Origin of the sequence: Capnocytophaga sp. H4358 (genome assembly GCF_002302515.1) — a bacterium.
Classification (GTDB): domain Bacteria; phylum Bacteroidota; class Bacteroidia; order Flavobacteriales; family Flavobacteriaceae; genus Capnocytophaga; species Capnocytophaga canis.
This window is the reverse complement of the sequence record NZ_CP022380.1, coordinates 2,275,630-2,296,156: the sequence shown is the minus strand read 5'-3', so window position 1 is coordinate 2,296,156 and position 20,527 is coordinate 2,275,630. Positions and strand designations below refer to the sequence as shown.

Genomic DNA, 20,527 nt, shown 5'->3' with positions numbered 1-20,527 from the left:
CAGCCTCTATTTTTATCTGAATAAAGTCATATTTCCGAGGAATTCACGACTATCGTCTTTATCCTCATTCAATCGGATAATGTACCAATAGTCACCCGTTGGTAGATGCTTACCTTCGTAAGTTCCATCCCAGCGTTGTCCTTTTTCCAATTGAGCTATCAATCGACCATATCGATCGTAAATTGCAATGGTCATATTCGGATAACTTCTCGGATCATTTGGCCCCCAATCGTCATTATTTCCATCTCCGTTAGGTGTAAAATAGTTCGGGATTTTGATGTCGATAAACTCTTTTTCAATGGTCAGTGTTCTCGTACATCCTAAATCGTCTAGCACCTCAACATCAATTTGCTTGATAACTTTTCCGTCAGGAGTAACATATCCTTTATCTGCTGGCATGATGTGATATTCGTTACCGTCGTCACTAATAATTCCATTGAAACGGTAAGTGTAAGGAGCTTTTCCTCCTGTTGCTTCTACCTTAATAGTATTCAATGATTTAGGATCTGTTTTATCTGTCAACATCAACGGATCGTACTCTTCAACATCGAAATACTGACCTACAGGAATGGTGTACGTACACGTTTTATAGAAAATAGTGAAGTACTGATCTTTACCCGCTGGAATATTTCGTATGATTGCTTTGTTACCTATGAACTCACTAAATGGTACAGCGTCTACTAAATTGGTACTATTCAATGCATAGAATGTGTTGCTCGCTGTCAAAATCGTATTATCGAAGAACAACTCTATGTAATTTTCACTTACTGAGGTATTATCCCAACTTTCACGACACTGATACTGAACCTTGATAGCTTTTGAATTTATCGGTTCAATATTTGGTGCTTTGCCTACTTGGATTGTAGCTGTTTTCGTACACAAGGATGCATCGTCGGAATAAAGCAACTGATATGTTCCTGGAACTAATCCTGTTTTTGATATTACTTGCCCTTGTACTATTCCTGTTGCTGATTCCACTAACGTACCATCGGGAGCTGTCAACGTATAAGCATATTGAGGTCGTCCGCCTTTGATTTCAAAGAACAACTGTCCATCATTAACTTGATAACACGTTTCGGTGACAGAACCTGTTTCTACGTATAACACATCAGGCTCGGCAAACGTAAATATTTCAGTTAGTACACAACCCAATTGATTATCACGTACGGACACTTCATAAGTTCCTGCTGGTAAGCCTCTAAAGGTTCCTGTTGTTACGTCAAAAGTTCCTATGTTCGGTGCTATTCGATAGGTGTAACTTGCTGAACCTCCGGTCACTTGCATTACGATACTTGCATCACTCTCTCCATTGCAGGAAACTTGGGTTGTACTTGTCACAACGGTCAATGGATCGTAATGAGGTACAAATACAGTGGTTTGAGTCGTACATCCATTCGGATGAGCCACAGTAATGGTGTGTGTTCCTGACGAAACATTTGTGAATATATTATTTCGCTGTGGTGTACCTCCATCAAGAGCATAAGTTACTAACGAAGCATAGTTCGAATTTACTAAAACAATTACTTCACTGCTAATTGTATTTGCGGAAACACATTCTACTTTAGCTGTTGCCGACAATTGCAAATCAACTCCTGCATTGATGCTCGGAATGACTACATAAGTACTACATCCATTGGCATCTTTAACAAAAATGACTTGATTTTCACCCGCAGGTAAGTTGTCATAGTACACACGACCATCATTGCTTTGCGTCCATGTTGCAGAGACTGCGTTTGAATTGAAAGCTGTATGGTAAGGTGCTTTACCTCCCGAAATAGTGATAGATGCTGTTGCATCGGCTGCTCCGAAGCAAATCTCATGTGTTACAACATCCAACACAGCAGTTAAACGAGTGGCTGCTTGGATAGTTACATCAAAATCAACATAACATCCATTTTCATCACTTGCTCTTACCAAATAAGTGCCTGGTGCGTATTCCTGCTGATTGATAAATTCAACTGTCACGGCTCTATCCAATCGTGGTGAAATGGCGTAAGTAATGCTTCCTGTTCCTCCTGTAGCCATTACTTTTATCGTTCCATTATTCTCACCAAAACATGTTTCATCGGTGCTGGTAGCTGTTCCCCAAACCAAAGCTGGAGCTTCGTTGATGATTATCGGATGGATTGTTGAGGTTACACAATCGTCACTCTTCAGTGTAACTTGATAAGTTCCTGTAGCTAAACCTACAAAAATTCCGTCAAGAGTTGTACGTGTAACGACGCTTCCATCAGCTAAGGTACCTTTAAGTTCAAACTGATAGTTTCCTAAACCGCCTTGGGCAGTAGCTCTAATCTCTGCTGTACTCTCTCCATTACATTTCACATATGCATCGGTAGTATCTACAGTCAATGTAAGCGGTTCTATTGGTAATATCTCAATCGTATTTGAAACTTCAGATAAACATCCGTTACTATCTTTCGCATAATAGGTATATGTTCCCATTGGCACTGATAACACGTCAGCCACTGTAAACGTTCCTGTTGGCGATGTGCTGAATGTGTATCCAGTACCTGAACCTCCTGATGCAACCAAAGTAATTTCTGCATTTGTTAAACAAGTCAATCCTTTGGTAATAGTAGCATTCAAACGTACTGGAGTTGGTTCGGTGATAGTGATATGTACGGTTGAAACTTGGTCACAACCCCATCCGTCTATTACTTTCACTTGGTAGACTCCTGCTCCTAAATTAGTAAACGTTGGACTATCCTGAGCTCCAGATTCATAGACTTCAGTTCCAATAGTTGAAATCAACACATACTTGTAGTTACCACTTCCTCCCATGACACTTACAGCTGTGATACTGGCTGATTTATCACCGTAACAAGACACCTGAGTCACGCTCGAAGTCAAATTAAGTGTTATTGGCACTGGTGGAGCGATTGCAATAGTGGTCATGGTTGCCGTTGCAGATGCTGTAAGTTCACAACCTCCCATGTCGCGTACTTTCACTTCATAGTTTCCTACTCCTAAACCTACGAAAGCTGAAGTGGTAGTATAAGTACCGTACGTTGGGTGAGGAACTCCATTCATCCACAATTGATATTCGTAGTTACCCCATCCATATTGAGCTTGGACATCTATTACAGCGTTGTTTCCTTCACAAGTTAATGGTGCTATGATGGTCGCCGTTGCTGTCAAGGCTCTTGTAGGGCCTGATACGGATACCAACGTTGAGGTTACCGTACAGAATGGTATTCCATTTTCTGTCAATTCTACTTTATACATACCTGTCGGCAATCCACCAATATCCACACGGTGAGGCAAACTTGCCATAGTTGTCGTGGCCGTTCCTGAAGCTACCATCAATGAAGTAGCATCATCAATTACTCGATACGCATAACTACCTAAATAACCTGTTGTTTCTAACGTAATAACTCCGTCAGAAGCTCCATAACAAGATGTATTTACTTTTGGTGAAACCTTGATTTCAATGTTATTATACGGATGTACGATATATGTAGTCACAGTATAACATCCTGTATGATTATCTATTATTTTAAATTCGTACATACCCACCTCGGTAATCTCAAAAGTGGTTGTTGAAGAACCTGCTATTATGGTTCTCGTGGTTGGTGACACCACTCCTACTCCCGAAATACGATTTCCTTCAACCGTATACCCTTGATTTGCTCCACCTGTGATGGTTACAGCTATGGTTTCCGGATTCGCACAGGTAATTCGATTCGTTCCCACTACCGACACGCCTTGGATAGCAGGGAATGGTTGCACTACTACAGTGGTTGTAGTTGCACATCCGTGCGAATCTTTAACGTACACGGTAATGGTTTGTGTGACTCCCGTGTCGGTAGTAGTGAACACTCCTGAGGTGTTAGTGAAATCTGTTCCGTCGATGCTGTAATGGTACGGTGCCGTTCCTCCATTACCTACTGCTGTGATAATCACAGGTTGTGGTAAGTTACTTGGGTCACAAGCAAAAGGCGTTGTTGTCGCCGTAACCCCCACTACAGTTGGTTCGCCTATGGTTACTGTATCTGTAGTAACACAACCTCTTACGGAGGTCATCACTACGGTGTAAACTCCTGCTGATAAATCTTTAAACAAGAGAGAAGTTGGCACATTCGCTACGGTTCGGGTTTGCGTAACGAAACCTGTCGCCGTACTTGTTACTACCACTTGGTAGTCCAAATGCTGTTGTGTCTGTGGCACATCGACCGTGAACCTTCCATCAGCACCTCCGTTACACTTCACATCGCTACGCGTAGTTGTAAACGTAGGTGATACTGTTGGTGTTAGTTCAAAGGTAACAGACTCTGTTGCACAACCCGTAACCATATCGTACACCTCAACCGTATAAATTCCTGCAGTAAGTAAATTCGTAAACAAACCGCTATTGATTTGTGTTACAGTTGCTCCTCCCCCTGGAGGAGTCACTGCATAACGGATGTTTGTTGAATGTCCTGCACTGTGGGTGATGGACACGGTTCCGCCTGTTGGTGTACTACATGTGATTTCTTTCATCACCATTGCATGAACGTTTGTGATAGGTGTATGCAAGGTTGTTGAAAGCGTTGCTGTTGTGATGGTCTGGCAACCCCAAACATCAGATACTTCCACATGATATGCCCCCGCATCTAAGTTTGTAAACATTACAGTGGTTGCCGTTGTGGTATTCAACACCGCATGGAAATTTCCATTTCTGAACAGTTCAAACGTGTAGCCCTCTCCTGCTCCACCGCTCACTGTTACGCTCATTACTCCACTTCCTGCCACACAGTTTTGTGAAGCAATGGTCATCGTGGCTGTCAGTGGCACTGGATTGGTAAGTACTACGGTTGCTGAAACGGTAGAAATACATCCTGCACCTCCCTTATCACTAATTTGAACCGTATAAGTACCAGCTGTCAATCCCGTAAATCTCGGATTGGATTGCCAAGCTCCTGTTCCAATTCGGTAACGATAATCTCCCCAACCGCCCGTAGCGTTGATTACTTCAATCACACCTGTGTTAGGAGCTACGCAAGTGATAGGCTCTGTGGTTACAGAAGCCGTCAAGGCGATAGCAGGTTCAACCACTGTGAATACGTACGATTTGTCACAAGTTGGTGCGGTTTGTTGCCTTACAGTTATCGTGTATGTTCCTGCCAATAGGTTGGATAGAGAGATGTTCTGCGTTGTTGCTCCTCCCACCGTTGTTCCTACCGGTAAGGTTGTAGTTCCTGACTGTACGGTGTATTCATAAACTCCTGTATAAGTAGCATCGGTTAGCGTTATGTTCGCTGAACCTGTTCCTCCTTTACAGTCCGGATTGGTGATGACAGGTGTGTTAATCACAAAGGTATTCGGGTCTTTTACCGTATGTACCGCTGAAATCATACAACCTGTTTCAATATGTTTCACCCAGAAACGATGTGTTCCTACTGATAAGTTTGTAAATAAGGTCGATGTTGCTGTATTCCAAACAGGATCATTGACTGCTGGTGGAATATCACCTTTAATGTACCTAAATTTAGTGTCATTTCCTAAGGTTGAGGTCACAGTAACACTCACACTTTCTCCTACAGGACAAGTAATTGGATTAACTATGGTCACCACTGCCGTTTTTAACTCGTCATACGGTTTGATGGCTACCGTTATTGGTGTTGCTGGTAGATTCGTACAACCATTAGTATCCGTGATAATTGCTTTTACATCACCACCAAGTCTGTTTGTGACAGTCATCGTTGTACCGTTAACCGTAATATCATCGGTTGAATTTGCAGGTGTTCCGTTGTCATATACCAATTGGTAGCTATAAGGAGGCGTTCCTCCTGTCACTTGCGTTGGATTAAGAGTTACAACCACTGCATTGGAAGTATTTCCTGCCGTACATTTGAATGCCGTTGCAGTCAATCCCCCTACTGCTGATGTTATCTGTGCTGGTTGCCCTACTGGAACAGTTACCGTTGCGGTACAACCATTATTTATATCCGTCATTGTGATGTTATACACACCTGCTGATAACCCTTCAAAGGCTTTTGCAGCTGTATTAAACGTAGCTGGTGGCACTATAGCTGGTGCTATGGTATACGTGTAAGTGCTTCCCACTACTTGTTCGTGGATAAATATCTTACCATCATTGCCTCCATGACAAGTTACGGATACCGTAGTAGTCGTAAACGAAGGTACAACCGCTGGTGCAACCTCTACAGTAAAGGTTTTAGCAGGACAGGTCGTTCCGTTGTCGTACAAATGAATTTGATACGTTCCAACAGCATTAGTAACATACGTAAACGGATTCGTTGGTAATGCCCCTCTTGTTACAGCAGCTGCTCCTGTAATTGCATAATCATAATTTCCTGAACCTGCGGTCACATCTATCTTAATTTCTGCTAAATGTGTACAACCCAACAATTTCGTCTGTTGCACAGTTGCCTGCATCATCGGATGTAAAGTAACGGCTGTTGTTCCCGTTGTTACACAACCCGTTGTTTTATCTTTAATCAATACAGTGTAGTTACCAGCCACCAAATGGGTGAAAGTTACGCTCGATTGCCATGTGCGTGGTGTTGGCCCTGCAAGTGCATACTCATAGTTTGTTCCCATTGGACTAACTGTGATTGACAACGGCTCTGAACAACTGTTTGCTGTTCCCGTTGGCACTGGCGGTGGAGCTGGCACATTGAGTGTCAAAGGTGTAGTAAGTGTTAAATCACAACCATATTGGTCTCTCACATGAACTGTCACGCTGATGTTTCCTGTTGTCAATGGATTGATTTTACTACGTGGAATTTCAATAGGATTATTGCTCGTCCAAGTTATTGTAGCAACAAAAGCAGGACTGGTCAATTGGTATTCGTAAACACCTCCACCTCCTAAAACGCTTTCCACCAAAACACGTCCTGAAGTGTCACAAGTTACGCCTTGCGTAATTACCCGTGCAGTTGCTTCAATCGGATCAAGTACTCTCATTTCCACATTTGCACTTGCCCACTCACAGTTAGTTACTGCTTCTTTTATAAGCATATAGTAGGTTCCAGGTGCTTGAACCGTTACACTAGGTAAGGTTATCGTTCCTCCTGCTGAAGGCATTAGTGCAGTTCCTGTCAAACCTGTAACTACTGCGTCAGTGGATGCATTACGTACCTCCCATGTAAAGTTTCCTGCCGTTGTTGTTGATGAAGCCGAACGCGTTACCGTAAATTGTATTTCTGCATTTGTTGTTCCATGACATGCCGGCTTCACTTTAGTTGCAGTAATATGTATTGGTGGTACATAGTTATCATAAAGTTCCTGCGTATTTTCTTTAACACAGTTAGTATTATCCAATACTAAGAAACGATAGCTACGCCCTGGAACTAAACCTGTGAACGTATGCGTTGTTCCATTGGCTGGTGTTGGTGTTACCCACGCTGTTGAACTCACCGCTGGTATTGGGTCAGAAGCAGAATGCAATATAGCGAATTTATACGGTCCTGTTCCGCCTTTTGCTCCAACGACTACTTCCATTCCTCCTGCTGTACAAGTATTGGTAAATGTTGCTAAATTCGTTGAAATAGTCAAATTATCCAATGGTAACGGCACGGTCTCCGTAGGCATTTTTTCAATACAAACGGCTGTTGCTCCTACTCCTGCTCCACTTGGCACAGTTTTAAACCAAACCGTGATTTGCTGTCCTGTAATGAATCCTGAAATTGTATTTGTTGGATTCAATGGACTCCATGTTCCTCCAAAATCTATTGAATAGAACAAATCGTACCCTGTCAAATTATACGCATCTATTATTGTCTGTGATACCGTCAATTCCAATGGCACTACACTTCCAATAGTAACACAATTGGTAGTCGTACTTTTGATAATACCCATAATCTGTGGTTTGCCTGTAACGGTTGCGGTGTATGTCGCCACACAACCATAGCGGTCAGTAACCGTTACGGAGTACGTACCTGAAACTACATTCGCAAACGTATAGTTTGTAGCAATCACATTGTTAAATGTTTGTGAAATGGTTGGTGTTACGGTATTTTTCAATGCAAATGTATATGGAGCATGTCCTGTAACGTTTGTTAATGCTACCGTTCCATTGCTTCCGAAACAATCTGGATTTTTAGCAGTTACCGTTGCACCTACCGTTGGAGCTGTACCAATTGTTACAGTTTCTGAAATCGTACAATTCGCTGATTTCAAATACACCATGTAATTTCCTGCTGTGGTTACTGCAAAGGTATTCGTTGTACCCAATGTTGGCATTGGAGCTCCCACTGGTGCAAAACCATACTCATAGTTTCCGTTTCCTCCTTGAGCGGTTACGGTAATGCGTCCATCGTTACAACTCTTATCAATTGTTTGTACATCCATGATCAACTTCGGATGAATAACTAATGTTTGAGTCGCTGTACAGTCGTAACTGTCAAGCACACGGATAGTATACGTACCGTTTGATAATCCTTCAAAAGCATGTGTTGTTGGGTTTGTTGGTGTTATCCACGCACCACCGTTGATGCTAAACTTATAACCTCCGTTACCATCTGTTACATTCACTTGGATCGAAGCATCGTTATTTCCTGAGTAACATTTTTGTGTAGTAGCTGTAAACGACACGGTTTTTGGAGCTACCAAATTCACTGTGGTCGTAGCTGGACAACCTTTGGCATCTTGCACCGTAAAGATTTGTGTTCCATGAGGAACACCTACAAATTCCGGTGAATTTTGCAATGTTCCTGTACCTAATTGGTATTGGTAAGGAGGCGTTCCTCCTCCTGCTGTTAAGCGTACAGTTGCTCCTGCGTTGGAACATTTTTGTGGAGTAATTACTGTTGATGTTAAAGTCAACACCGCTGGTTCGGTTACTTTGAATGGCATTGTAACAGTACAGCCTCCACCTACGTACTCCAATGTCAAGGTATGATCTCCCGCTGTTAAATTTGGAATCGTTAGGGTTGAATTGGTTGTAGCAGTACTCCAAGCACCTGCGTTCAAACGATGGCGATAGCCCGTTGCAGCAAAGTTTTCGACAAAGAACTGAGCCGAACCATTGTTACCTCCATGACAGGATGGTTGTGTAATTGTACCCGCTGTAGCTCTAAATTCTTTATCCGTAGCTACTTGTACGGTTTCGGTTGCTGTGAAATCACACATTTCTGGCTCTTGATATACCAAAATATCGTCAAGGGCAAAATCATTACCCCCAGTCGCATTATGTATGGTTCTTATACGGATAATCAAACTCGTGTTATTTTGTGGATCTATCGTTCCATACGCATCGGATGAAAACTCAGCCCATGCATCCGCATTTCCTCCATTAGGCTGTACGTCTGCTGAAAGAATTTGTTGCAGAATAGTCTCATTACCTGTTAATGGGTCTTTAGCCACCACTTGAATCTGCATACTCGGATTTATTCCTGATAGAGTGCTATATAAATTAAACCCATACATTTTAAATTTAATAGGCTTATTAGGTAACACATCATGTACTTCTTTTTCATAAAGCACACCCCCTGCTGCCAATTGTGTTCCTATGTCTACAGCCATATAACGTCCTCTTGGGTCTCCTCCTGGTGTATGGTCATTAGGGGCAACCCATCCGTTAACGCAAGTACTTGCATTTGAAAAATCTGTTTTATTGGTTATTGAATAAAGGTTGTGATTCAAGCATCTGATTCTTGTATCTATAAACAAAAATGCATTTGTCACATTTGGACTTGGCACTGGCGTTCCTGAACCGAAATCCTCATGAATTAAGATTACAGGATTTGGTGCGGTTACCTGTCGGTACTTAATCGTAATGATATTATTACCTGGAGACAAATTCGTTAAAGTGTTGGTTGTCGTTGGGGTACCGCCATTGACAGAGTACGTGTAGGAATACGTACTTTGGTCGTTGTTAATGGTAACTGTTCCATTACCATGACAGTCATATGTCACAGCCGTTTGTGTAAATACTGGTGGGGTCAATTTTTGTGGTACATCCACTTTCATTTCAAATGGACATTTATTATTAGCATCACGTACCCAAACACTTTGGTTATTACCTGCTGGCATCCAACCTTCATTTTCACTTACCCAACCTCCGTCGAAACGGTATTCATACGGTGGAACTCCTCCCGTTACGTTGGTTATACGTACTTTAGCCTTATCAGCATTAGCTCCTGTACCACAGCCTATTAATTGGGATACTCCAGCAAATCCACGAATTGCAACAGGCTCTGTGATAGTTACCGTTTGCACAGTTGCATCACAATGTTTGGCATCACGTACGGTAAGGGTGTAAATTCCTGCTACTAAATTATTGAAAATATTGGATGTTTGTGGTGTTCCACCATTTAATATGTAGGTGTAACCTCCAATTCCACTGGTTACATTAACCGTAATGGAACCTCTACCTCCATTACACAAAGCATTGGTTTGGGTGTAGGTAAACGTTGGAGGTACAGGCTGAGTTAAGGTGTGGGTTACTTGGGTTTGACATTTAGCATCGGTAATTTCGATGGTGTATGTTCCTGGCTGATCACTCTCATAAATAATAGACGTTCCTGTAACAGGGGTTTGTGGTTGCACTATGGTTGTTCCACGCTTCACTACATAAGTATTTGAACCATAACCTCCTTCTAAATTAACCTGAATGCGACCGCGATGGTTAGGTGCAGGTCTACACGTAATGTCCTGTTGTACAGACGAAGCCGAAACACGCAAAGGAGGCTCAATTCTAATAGTTTCCGTTGTAGTACAACCATGAGCATCGGTAACCGTAACTACATAGGTGTTCGGTTGTAAGTTCGTAAGCGTATGACTCGTAGCGTTCGTAGTCGTATGAACAGCCCCATTAACTCTGAAAACAAACGGTGGCGTTCCAGTAACATTGAGAGTAATAGAAGCTCCTGTTCCCGTTGTTACGCAATAGTTAGAAGTCGGAGCAATAGTAATGTTCACTGGCGGTGCAGGATCAACTCTAAAACTTGTAGCCACTGAACATTCATTGATGTCCTTCACGTGAATTTTATAATTACCTACACTATTAATTTCAAATGAAGGGCTACTTTGATAAGGAGTTGTTGTTATAACTCCTCCAATGTTGGATTCTAACGCGTACGTAAACACTCCTGTTCCTCCTGAAGCCACCGCCGTTACGGTCACCTTAGCAGGATTGCAGCCTAAATACTGTGTCGGAATTGGAGTAACGGTAATGGCTGGTGGTGCTTTAATTTCGAATGTATCGGTAATCTCACAATTCGTTGAAGTAGCACTATAACGGAATTTCACCGTGTGATTTCCTACTGACACATCATTCCAAACGAATGGATTCGCGGTTTCTAACGTCCACGTTCCTCCGTCTTTTGACACATAGTAACCTGTTGCGGCTGCGTTTCGTAAATTAATTTGGTATTTACCTTTGCTGTTAGGTGTTGTTGTAGTGGTTGGATGACATTTTGCATTCTGAACGACACGTGTATTCGGATTCGTAGCAAACTGCTTGTCTGGCAACACAATAGCAGTTACTTGTGCATCAAAACCACATACCTTGGGCACTTGGTATACAAAAATATCGTCAATTGCCAAGTCATTACCATTGGTTTCAGGACTCATACTTACCACCTCAATACGCAATGAAGTTACATTAGGAGCGGCTAACGTTCCTGAGAAACGTTGCCACGCTCCTCTAACCTTTCCATTAACAGGAACGTTTCCTGAATTTTGTTGCGTTCCAATGATTTGCCCCGTAGCAGTGTTTACCAAACGAATAGCAAATATTGGTGGTTTACATGAAGTACAGTGACATAGGTTGTAAACGTACATTTCAAAACGAATTTCCTGATCTGGAATTACATCGTTTACCTCTTTATAGTAAATTGGCTTGTTAAATCCTACACTTCCCACATTCATTGCTAAATACCTTCCTGTAGGATCTGATGGCGAGGTATGGTCTGTTGGAGCTGTCCAACAGCCATTAGCCAACGGACCTGAAGTAGGGTGAGTAATAGTACCCGCTGGCATAACAACATATTGCCCATCAGCTATGGTTGAGGTATATTTGTATGTATAATTAGGATGTACGTTGGGGTTAGGTGTATAACTTCCGTACCCAAAGTCTTCTTTTATCAAAATACTGGGCGTGGGAGCCGTTGGATCAGCATATTTGATAGTAATTGTATGTGTCCCTGGTGGTAATCCTGAAATGGTGGACGAAGTATATGTATTTCCGTTATATTCATAGGTATAAAGAAACCCACTTTGGTTATTGTTAACCGTAATGCTTCCTCGTCCTTCACAGTCATACGCCACAGAAGTCGTAAAATTTGGGGCTACAGGACGGTTTGGCACATTTACTTCCATAGGACCAAACTCACACTCATTGACCTTATCGCGTACAAACACATTATGTGTACCGGCTGGTAACCACGCCTCGGAAGAGGTTATCCAATTTGCTTTGTTATCGAAACTATATTCATAGTTACCTGAACCTCCTTGTACGTTGGTTACACGCACTTTGGCTTTATCCACATTCACTCCCTGACCGCAACCAATCAACTCGGTTACTCCCGCGAAGGCTGCCGTAATTTTAGCGTTGTTCACAGGTGGTAAAGTTACCGTTGAAGTGAGTGTACAAGTAGCTGAACCTGAAGAAATTACCAAAGAAGGCGTATAAGTTCCTCCCGCCACAAGCCCTGCAAAAGTGTTTGCCACCTGTGATGTAAGTCCTCCGTCTATGCTGTAACGAATTTGGAAATTCGATGGATTGCTCGTCACATTTATCTGCAATGCTACTTTTTGTCCACAATCGGTTAATCGAGATGTGGTGGTAAATGTTGGATGTGTCAAAGCATTGACGGTAACCGATGTATTAACACTACAATTGTTAGCATCGGTTACTTTAACGTTATAAGTACCTGCTGCCGTTACCGTAAATTCATAGAATTTACCCGTGTAATTATACACATAAGTAGTTCCACCATCAATGCTATATCCATAGCTCGTACCAGGTGTTCCTCCCTGTGCTTCCACTCGAATCACCGCCTCACCACACATTAAATGACGCTTCACGGTAGCTGTAGCTTTCAATTCAGGGAGTTTATTAATTGTTATGGGATGGCTTAATGCACAACCATCAGGAGAAGTTACCTGTACATAATAGTTTCCATCATTCAAATTAGGTACAGTGATGTTGGTGGTATCCGTAGCATTCACTTGGTAGACTACTGCCCCTGAAGCAGATGCATTTCTTACAACATAGGTGTAAGGTGGGAACATATCCGATACGCTAATTTGCAAAGTACCTTTGGAATTCTGACATACCAACGGTGTTGCTGCTACAGCCAGATTCGGATTTTTACGTATAATTGAAGCAGGAAGCTCAAAGATACACGGAGTGTAAGTCGATCCTGCTGGTAATACCTGACGAATCAAGACTGTATAAGAATCTGGATTCGTAACAGTAAATTTATTTGAATTCTGATAATTAACTACAATGTTTCCATCACTACCTCGCAAAGCATATTGATAACCTGAAGTTGGATGAGTTACAGTGATTTCACCTTGTTTTGTACAAATGATGTCACGTGTGGTTACCGTAGGGGTAAGCTCCGTTTTAGTTACTCTAAAATAGAATACCTGCACACAACCTCCCGCGTAATTAATTTCAACTCGATAATCTCCCCCTTGGCTAACATTGTAAGAACTTCCTGTGTGTACTGTATTCCATGTACATCCGTAGTTATCCAGTACGGGGCAAGTATCAGGATGCGTGGTAGGAATGGTACAGTTATTGCGTTTCTGCCAATTGTAACTAACTGCTCCTGCGGTGTTTAACTGCAACAGTTTGGTGGCTGAAGTTCCACAAAGGTAAATTTGCGGATAGTCCGAACCGTCATTACCGCAAGTCAGCACCAAAGAAGCATACTGATTGATTGGATTGGTTGCCTGAGCATCTGAGTGCAAAACTACTTCTATTTCTTCACGCATATCAGCACAACCCGTTTTTTTCTTTAAAACCTTATAAGTACCAGTCTCTGTAACTTTTAACGTTTGTGATGTTCCAATGATTGTTGAGCTACCCCCTTTTGTCCAAGCATAGGTGTCAAAATCTGCCCCTGCTACCAAATCAAGCGTTTTCTCACAAAGAGTTTCTTTTCTTTTACTCACACAAGTTCCTAAATCAGCAATGAAAGTTGAAGGTCCTTCTACGTTTCCACAAGCTGAATAATTATCTGTACTACGAACATTGAAAGGCGTAATTTGTGTGTTTTCTACTCCGAAATACGTTCCCGTAACTACATTATCAATAACATTTGAACAAGCGTCACGTAAATCATCGCACGTGTCGGGCACTTTTACCTCAAACGATACTTTTTGCCAGTTACCTCCCTTTTTAACTACGTGATCTGGAATATTAAAAATTAAAGTATGATTTGTTGGATTATAAACATAATCCGTTCCTGCAACAGGATTCGACTTCCATCCAAACCTTACGGACGAGATTATATTATTATATACCAAATTTTTAGGCAATATATCCGTTAACACCAATTTTTTAGCATCGTCAGTACCTTCATTTTTAAATTTGATTTCATAGCATAATTTGTCTCCTAAATTAACCGTACCTCCTGTTACATCAGTTCCTCCGTTAACTTTATATATTTTTTTTTCAACAACTACCGCTGGTGCAATCACCTCAACATTGAAAGCCACTACAAATGGATAGAAAGAATCCTGTAGAGTAAAAGGTGATAAAATTACCGAAGTTGTATTATTATCAAGTAATGAATTTGCAGAATTCGGAATATCAAAAATAGCAACATCAAACCCTAATAGATTAGTACTTGCAGGAGTTCTATTCGTGTTAGGGGTTGGTGCAGTATCAGTAATTCTACTATTAAAAAAATTAGGATAAAAACTTGTAGTACGACCTCCTGGAGCATCGATTGGTACACCTGCAGGTTTTAAAGCTGACTTAATCAACAACCCATCTCCTTGAATTCCTAATTCTCCTTCCAAAACAGCAATTCCCATTTTCGCTTTCACTGAACCCGAAGGTATTGTCTGAAAACCTGAAATAGAAATATCTAAAGATTGATTAGTACTCGTAATTGCTGAAAAACCATCAAAAAGCGTAATCATCTTACTTGTCTGGTTTTTTTATCTTCGTAAATAATTACAAGCGTCCATCCTGCGGCATATCCTACTCCTGACCACTCTGTTCCATAAGGAGCCATAATATTTGCCACTGTATAATCTCCTGAAAAAGAACCATTACGAGCGGTACCCTCTGTCAATAACATATTTGTTACATCTGCTCTATAAACATACGCTCGTTGCGAATCTTCTGAATTTGGTTTTAGTGCAAGTTGATGATTCCCATCATAAATCGGAGTTCCTGTAAAGGTTTGATACGCGGAATTAGGTGTCTTAAATTTGACTGAATTAAATTTATTCCGTTCAAATTTTGGATTAACTTGATTATTTACCCGCTCTTGAGTATAGGCGACACTCCAATACAAATATGCCTTATCAACTTTTAAACAAGCTGACGCAGGATGTGACACAAAAGCTGAACTTGAATTAAATGTTGACGGATCTCCATCAACATCGGCATATTCCAGATTAATTGAAGAGTTCCAGCCATGCGATCCTACATAAGGAGTATTTGCAGGTCGTGTGTTTCCTTCATTTAAAATGGAATTTCCGACCATAATCATGTCTCCCTGTAGCGTTTTTCGATAAAGAGAGTTAAAATCCACATGATTTTGACCAAACACTCTGCCACCACCAACAATCGTCAGTAGTAACATAAGAAAAAAAGATGAATTTTTCATATTTATAAACATAGCTTTTTCACTTTATATATTTTTCAATTGCTTTATTTTTCTGCCAAATATTCAGCTGGGAACTCCCTTTACCCCCTCTGAAACTATCCGTATGAAACACTTGAAAGACCAAATGTAGGAACGACAACGGTTAGAAATCAAAATATACAAACTATTTTAATCTCTAACCATTATCCTCTCTCTCAATTTACGTTATTATCGACTTACCCTCAGAATCCAAATACTTCTGTCGGCAAATTCTGGTCGTCTGAGCGTTTCGGTCATAACCACTCCTGCTTCTCCTTTGCTACTGTACGCCTTGTTAAGGTAAACGTACGTCATTCCATTTTCAGGGTGTACAAAAGTATATGCTGTCAATCCAAGCCCTCTAACATTTTGTAAATATTGGTAAGCTCCTTTAGGATTTCTATAAACTCCCGCGATAACGTAGAATCCTTCTGAAATTTTATCATTTGCAATCTTGTGTTCCTGTACTTTCAGACGTTCTTCCAATCGTTGCATAATTGTTTTCGGTTTCTCCTCTGGCTTCGGAGGAGGCGGTGTTGTTTGAGTGGTTGGCGTCACCACCGCTGGTTTTTTCTTCTCTTCTTTGGCTCTTTCAGCAGCCTTACGTTTGTTTTCTAACTCGACCTCTTTTGCTTTTCTGTCTTTTGCTAATTTTTTAGCCCTTGCTTGACGCTCACCTCCGAAATTATAGGCAAGAGTAATCTCATAAGTCCCTCCTAAATTGCTTACATAGGTACCTATGCCTTGTTCGTAGCCAAACCCTGCACTTAGGTTAGCGTTCACATTGAACCCTAAACCTGCTGATACTCCATATTTTTGATCATATCCAGCATGTACCCAACCTAAAGTAGGCATGTCGAGCATTGCATGTCCACCCATTTGAAAATTATCTGCGCTTTTTCGTCCTCTTGCTAACACGGACAAAGTAGCCTCTTCCAAAACTCCACTACCTGCTGTCATCGTATTTCGGTACATTACGTGCCCTGTAAAAGCTTTATCACTAAAAGGTACGGCCATCTCACCTCCAGCTAATGCATAATCAATCAAATTTTCAGCATTCAATCCAAAATGTATCATCCCGAAATTTATATCGAAAGCTGGATTTATATTAAAAATCCCAGTATTGCTAAAATTCGCTAAAAAAGGATCTGATGAATCATTAGCTACAATCTTCCCTTGAGCAATACCACTCATACCAAAAGATGCATTAATCCCTAATCTCAAATAGCTCTCATCTCCCAAACCTATCTGATGAACATAATTTCCTAAAAAACCTGTATTCTGAAACACTCCAATCTTTTTCTGAAATGCCATAACATTAATCACCTCATTATCAGACCATTTTTTACCATAAGTCCCCATAAAAATACTAAAGTTATTTTGAAAATTCATCCACTGCTGTCTGTGATACAATGCCACATGTGACTCTTTGTACCCAAAAATTGGAAAAGCTGGATTCATCAAAAACGTGTTGTATTTTACAGCTGTATGTCCTGGTAAATCATGTGCTAAATAATAGTTATTCTTTTGCTGTGCCCACGAAAATTGAACTAACAACATCAAAATAACCCATGTAACAGTATTTCTATTCATCATCTTCTTTCTCTATCTGAACAAAGTTATGGTACCTTGCTTATCTACTTTATTATCCACTTCTATTATATACATAAAGATTAAGGCTCTTTTACCCAATTCTTTGTATGTTTCAACATTAGGCCAAGTTTTATTGGTAAATCTTGTACCAGAGAAGACTGCCTTCCCTTCTTGCGAATATATGCTTACTTTAACATTATCCTTGTTCAGATAATCCTCTGGAATTTCCCAAAAATCGTTACTTCCATCTCCATTAGGCGTTACCACGTTGGGGATTTTAGAAATTTCAAACACTTCTGCTGAAAAACGTAACTCCACCGGTGAACAAGTACCGCCTATAGTAGCTGTCAACACATAATCTCCTGTTTCTTTTATAATAATTTCCTGTGCGAAAACAGAATTACTTGGCGTACTCCACAGATAGTTTTCCGCTTTACTATTCCCTCCAACAACTTTGATTACCTCTCCTTTCGATGCTGTAACGCGACTGCCTGATGGCACTTCCGAAATTTCTACTCCATCACTATTGACGCGTACTAACTTTAGTGAACTAGGATCAAATACAGAAACTTTCACGATGTTAGTCGACTGTTTGGTACAAGCTCCATTAGAAATCCGCAAATAATAATCACCAACTTCTGTTGCTTCATAGGTTGCTTCTACTGCTCCTTCGATAGGAACTGCTCCCTTATACCATTGATAAGAGAATGCCTCCGAATCTATAGGAGCTTTGATAATAGTTGAACCACCTTCGCAAATTTTAGGACTATCATCATCACTTTCCGAAACTAATGTGATATCCGGAATAGTTGAAAAAGATACATTCAATTTATTTGACGGGTCAATGATCGTTTGGTAAATTGCTAATAGCGAATAACTTCCAGTTAAGGCATCTTCTTTTGTAACAACTAATCCCGTCGGGTCAGATTGTCCCATAATTGGGGCATCGTTTCTGAGCCATTGAAAACTGAAATACTGATAATCAGTCTCATCCCCCTCATTACCTATCAAAACAACCTCACCTCCTTCTAATACAGCTTCTAACTTTTTCAGCTTCAATGTTGTTTGAGTTGCCGTACCATCACAATTTTGAGACTGGACTTCCGCAAATCCTATATTGGGTTTAAGCTCTTTTATCTCTATGTAGCTTTGCAAAGGTAATACAATTTTTGAACCTGCACACCCCGAACTTGAACTTTCTACCTCAGCATGATAAGCTCCTGGTTCCGTAACGGAATAGGTAGGAGCAGAAACTCCCTGAATTTCAGTCCCATTTCTAAACCATTTGATAGTTGGATTATTCATGTTGTGACTGATTGTCAACACATAGGTTTTACCAGGTATAAAAGCTCTTGGGATTTGTGGCAAAACCCAATTTGCCCTGATTTCTCTTTTAACAAGCACTAATGAATTTGACGTAGCAGGACAAGCCTCTGAAGTTCCAGACATTGCCACGTAATAAGTCCCCATTTGGGTTGCTCCATATTCGTAAACTCCTGCTCCTTCAGATACCTTAACACCATCTTTGTACCAAGTATAAGTGGCATTAACGTCAAGTGGCGAAGCCGTCAAAGTAACTGCACCTGCACAAACCTCCAAGCTCGTTTGTCCTCCGTTCAACTGTACCGCATTTGGATCTGTCAACTGTACGGGTAACGAATTAGAACGTTGTATGTTGTTCACCCCCGGGGTAGCTATTTTCAAAGAGTAATTCCCATTTTGAGTAGCCTTATTTAAGGTAAGTTCAAAACCACTGTCATCATCATCGTCATCGTTGTTATCGTCATCATCATCCAAAGCCTGATCGTCTTTATACCATTGATAAGTAAATGCACTGTAACTTGATGCCTCTAACAATACTTCTCCTGAAGGAGTGACAGCAATGATTTTTGCTAATCCTAAAGTAGCTTTATCAAACATACAAGGTTGGTAACCCGAGGACTTATATCGAATCTCCACCTTAAATTCATTCGGACTTTCAAGCAATACCTTATTAGAGGTCTGCAAAACTCCCGCACAACTTCCTCCTTGAGTTACCTCAACGGTGTACTCTCCAGGCTGTCTGGCTTGATAAGTAGCTTCTGTAGCTCCTTGTATGGGGGCTCCGTTTAATTTCCATTGATATGAAGGGGATTCGGCTGTAGTAGTAGCCTCTATTTTTTTTGTCCCTCCAGGCAAAATCAGCACATCACCCTGTACCGTAGCTGAAACCGTGAAGTTTTCTCTGAATTTTATTTCAATTTCATTTGTTAATTCCTCACAAGTACTACCTGGAACAGAAATTCCTAGCTTATAGGAACCAGCAGCCGTGTCATCGGTAGGAGCTGTATAAGTATGCATACCTGCTCCCTGTTGCACTACCGTTCCGTTACGATACCATTTATATAGATAGTTCGAATCGTTAACACTTGCTGTTAAGGTAAAAGGCTGACCTTTACAAATATTATTACCTGAAATCGAGTTGGTTATAACGACCCCGAGACTTCCTCCCATTACTACAGTCACATTGTTTGAACGTGAATTAGACGAACCCGAGCAATAATTTCCATAATCTACAACGGCATGATACGTCCCAGCCTCTGAAACTCGGAGCGTATGCTTGGTTTCACCAGGAATTAAGGTATTGTTACGATACCATTTGTAAGCTTTTTCACCTTTTTTGTTTACTGATATTTCTTGCGAATGCCCTGGACAAAGATTGATATTAGATACCCCTCCGTTTAATTCCATAGGGCTATTTACATTTACATAGTAAGCCGAAAATGGATTACTCGTAATGGAAGATGATGGATTGGTGCTACTAACACGAATCCTATACGCATCGCCATGCATGGTGTTCGGAAACTGAACGTTTACTGAGTATTCAAACTGTGTATTTTGCCCTGTCAACGTTGCTAATGTTACAGGATTTGAAAAATCACCATTCGCATCGGATAACTCAATAATATATTGATTCGTAGCATTGGGCAATGGCGGTTGCCATTTGAATGAAACTCCAAAGTTATTATATGAATCCGAAACACAAGCATCACTAAAACCCAGAGAGATAGACTCTATCCTCTGAGCGTGTACATAGCTTACGAACAAAGAGAAAATAAGCAGTACTAAATACTTGTATGAAATATCTATTTTCATTATTTCAAAATCTTTTTTCACGGTTTATTTGTATT

General features: G+C 40.9%; 4 protein-coding genes. All 4 read right to left on the bottom strand.

What is annotated here, in order from left to right:
* Positions 1-12 precede the first annotated feature (12 nt).
* On the bottom strand, positions 13-15,051 hold the full coding sequence (locus tag CGC49_RS09650) for a T9SS type B sorting domain-containing protein (protein ID WP_095912505.1): 15,039 nt from the start codon (positions 15,049-15,051) through the stop codon (positions 13-15).
* Positions 15,048-15,746, bottom strand: a complete 699-nt coding sequence (locus CGC49_RS09645) for a hypothetical protein (RefSeq protein WP_095912504.1) — start codon at positions 15,744-15,746, stop codon at positions 15,048-15,050. Before CGC49_RS09645 ends, CGC49_RS09650 begins: the two co-directional genes overlap by 4 nt.
* A gap of 207 nt (positions 15,747-15,953) precedes the next feature.
* Positions 15,954-17,360 carry a PorP/SprF family type IX secretion system membrane protein gene (locus tag CGC49_RS09640; protein ID WP_042347859.1) on the bottom strand — a complete coding sequence of 469 codons (1,407 nt, stop codon included), beginning with the start codon at positions 17,358-17,360 and terminating at the stop codon, positions 15,954-15,956.
* Positions 17,361-17,369: 9 nt separating this feature from the next.
* On the bottom strand, positions 17,370-20,492 hold the full coding sequence (locus CGC49_RS09635) for a gliding motility-associated C-terminal domain-containing protein (RefSeq protein WP_157909033.1): 3,123 nt from the start codon (positions 20,490-20,492) through the stop codon (positions 17,370-17,372).
* Positions 20,493-20,527: the final 35 nt, after the last annotated feature.

Excerpts from the sequence above, each read along its gene's own strand:
- CGC49_RS09650 (WP_095912505.1), bottom strand. The coding sequence starts at position 15,051 with ATGATTACGCTTTTTGATGGTTTTTCAGCAATTACGAGTACTAATCAA.
- CGC49_RS09645 (WP_095912504.1), bottom strand. The coding sequence starts at position 15,746 with ATGAAAAATTCATCTTTTTTTCTTATGTTACTACTGACGATTGTTGGT.
- CGC49_RS09640 (WP_042347859.1), bottom strand. The coding sequence starts at position 17,360 with ATGATGAATAGAAATACTGTTACATGGGTTATTTTGATGTTGTTAGTT.
- CGC49_RS09635 (WP_157909033.1), bottom strand. The coding sequence starts at position 20,492 with ATGAAAATAGATATTTCATACAAGTATTTAGTACTGCTTATTTTCTCT.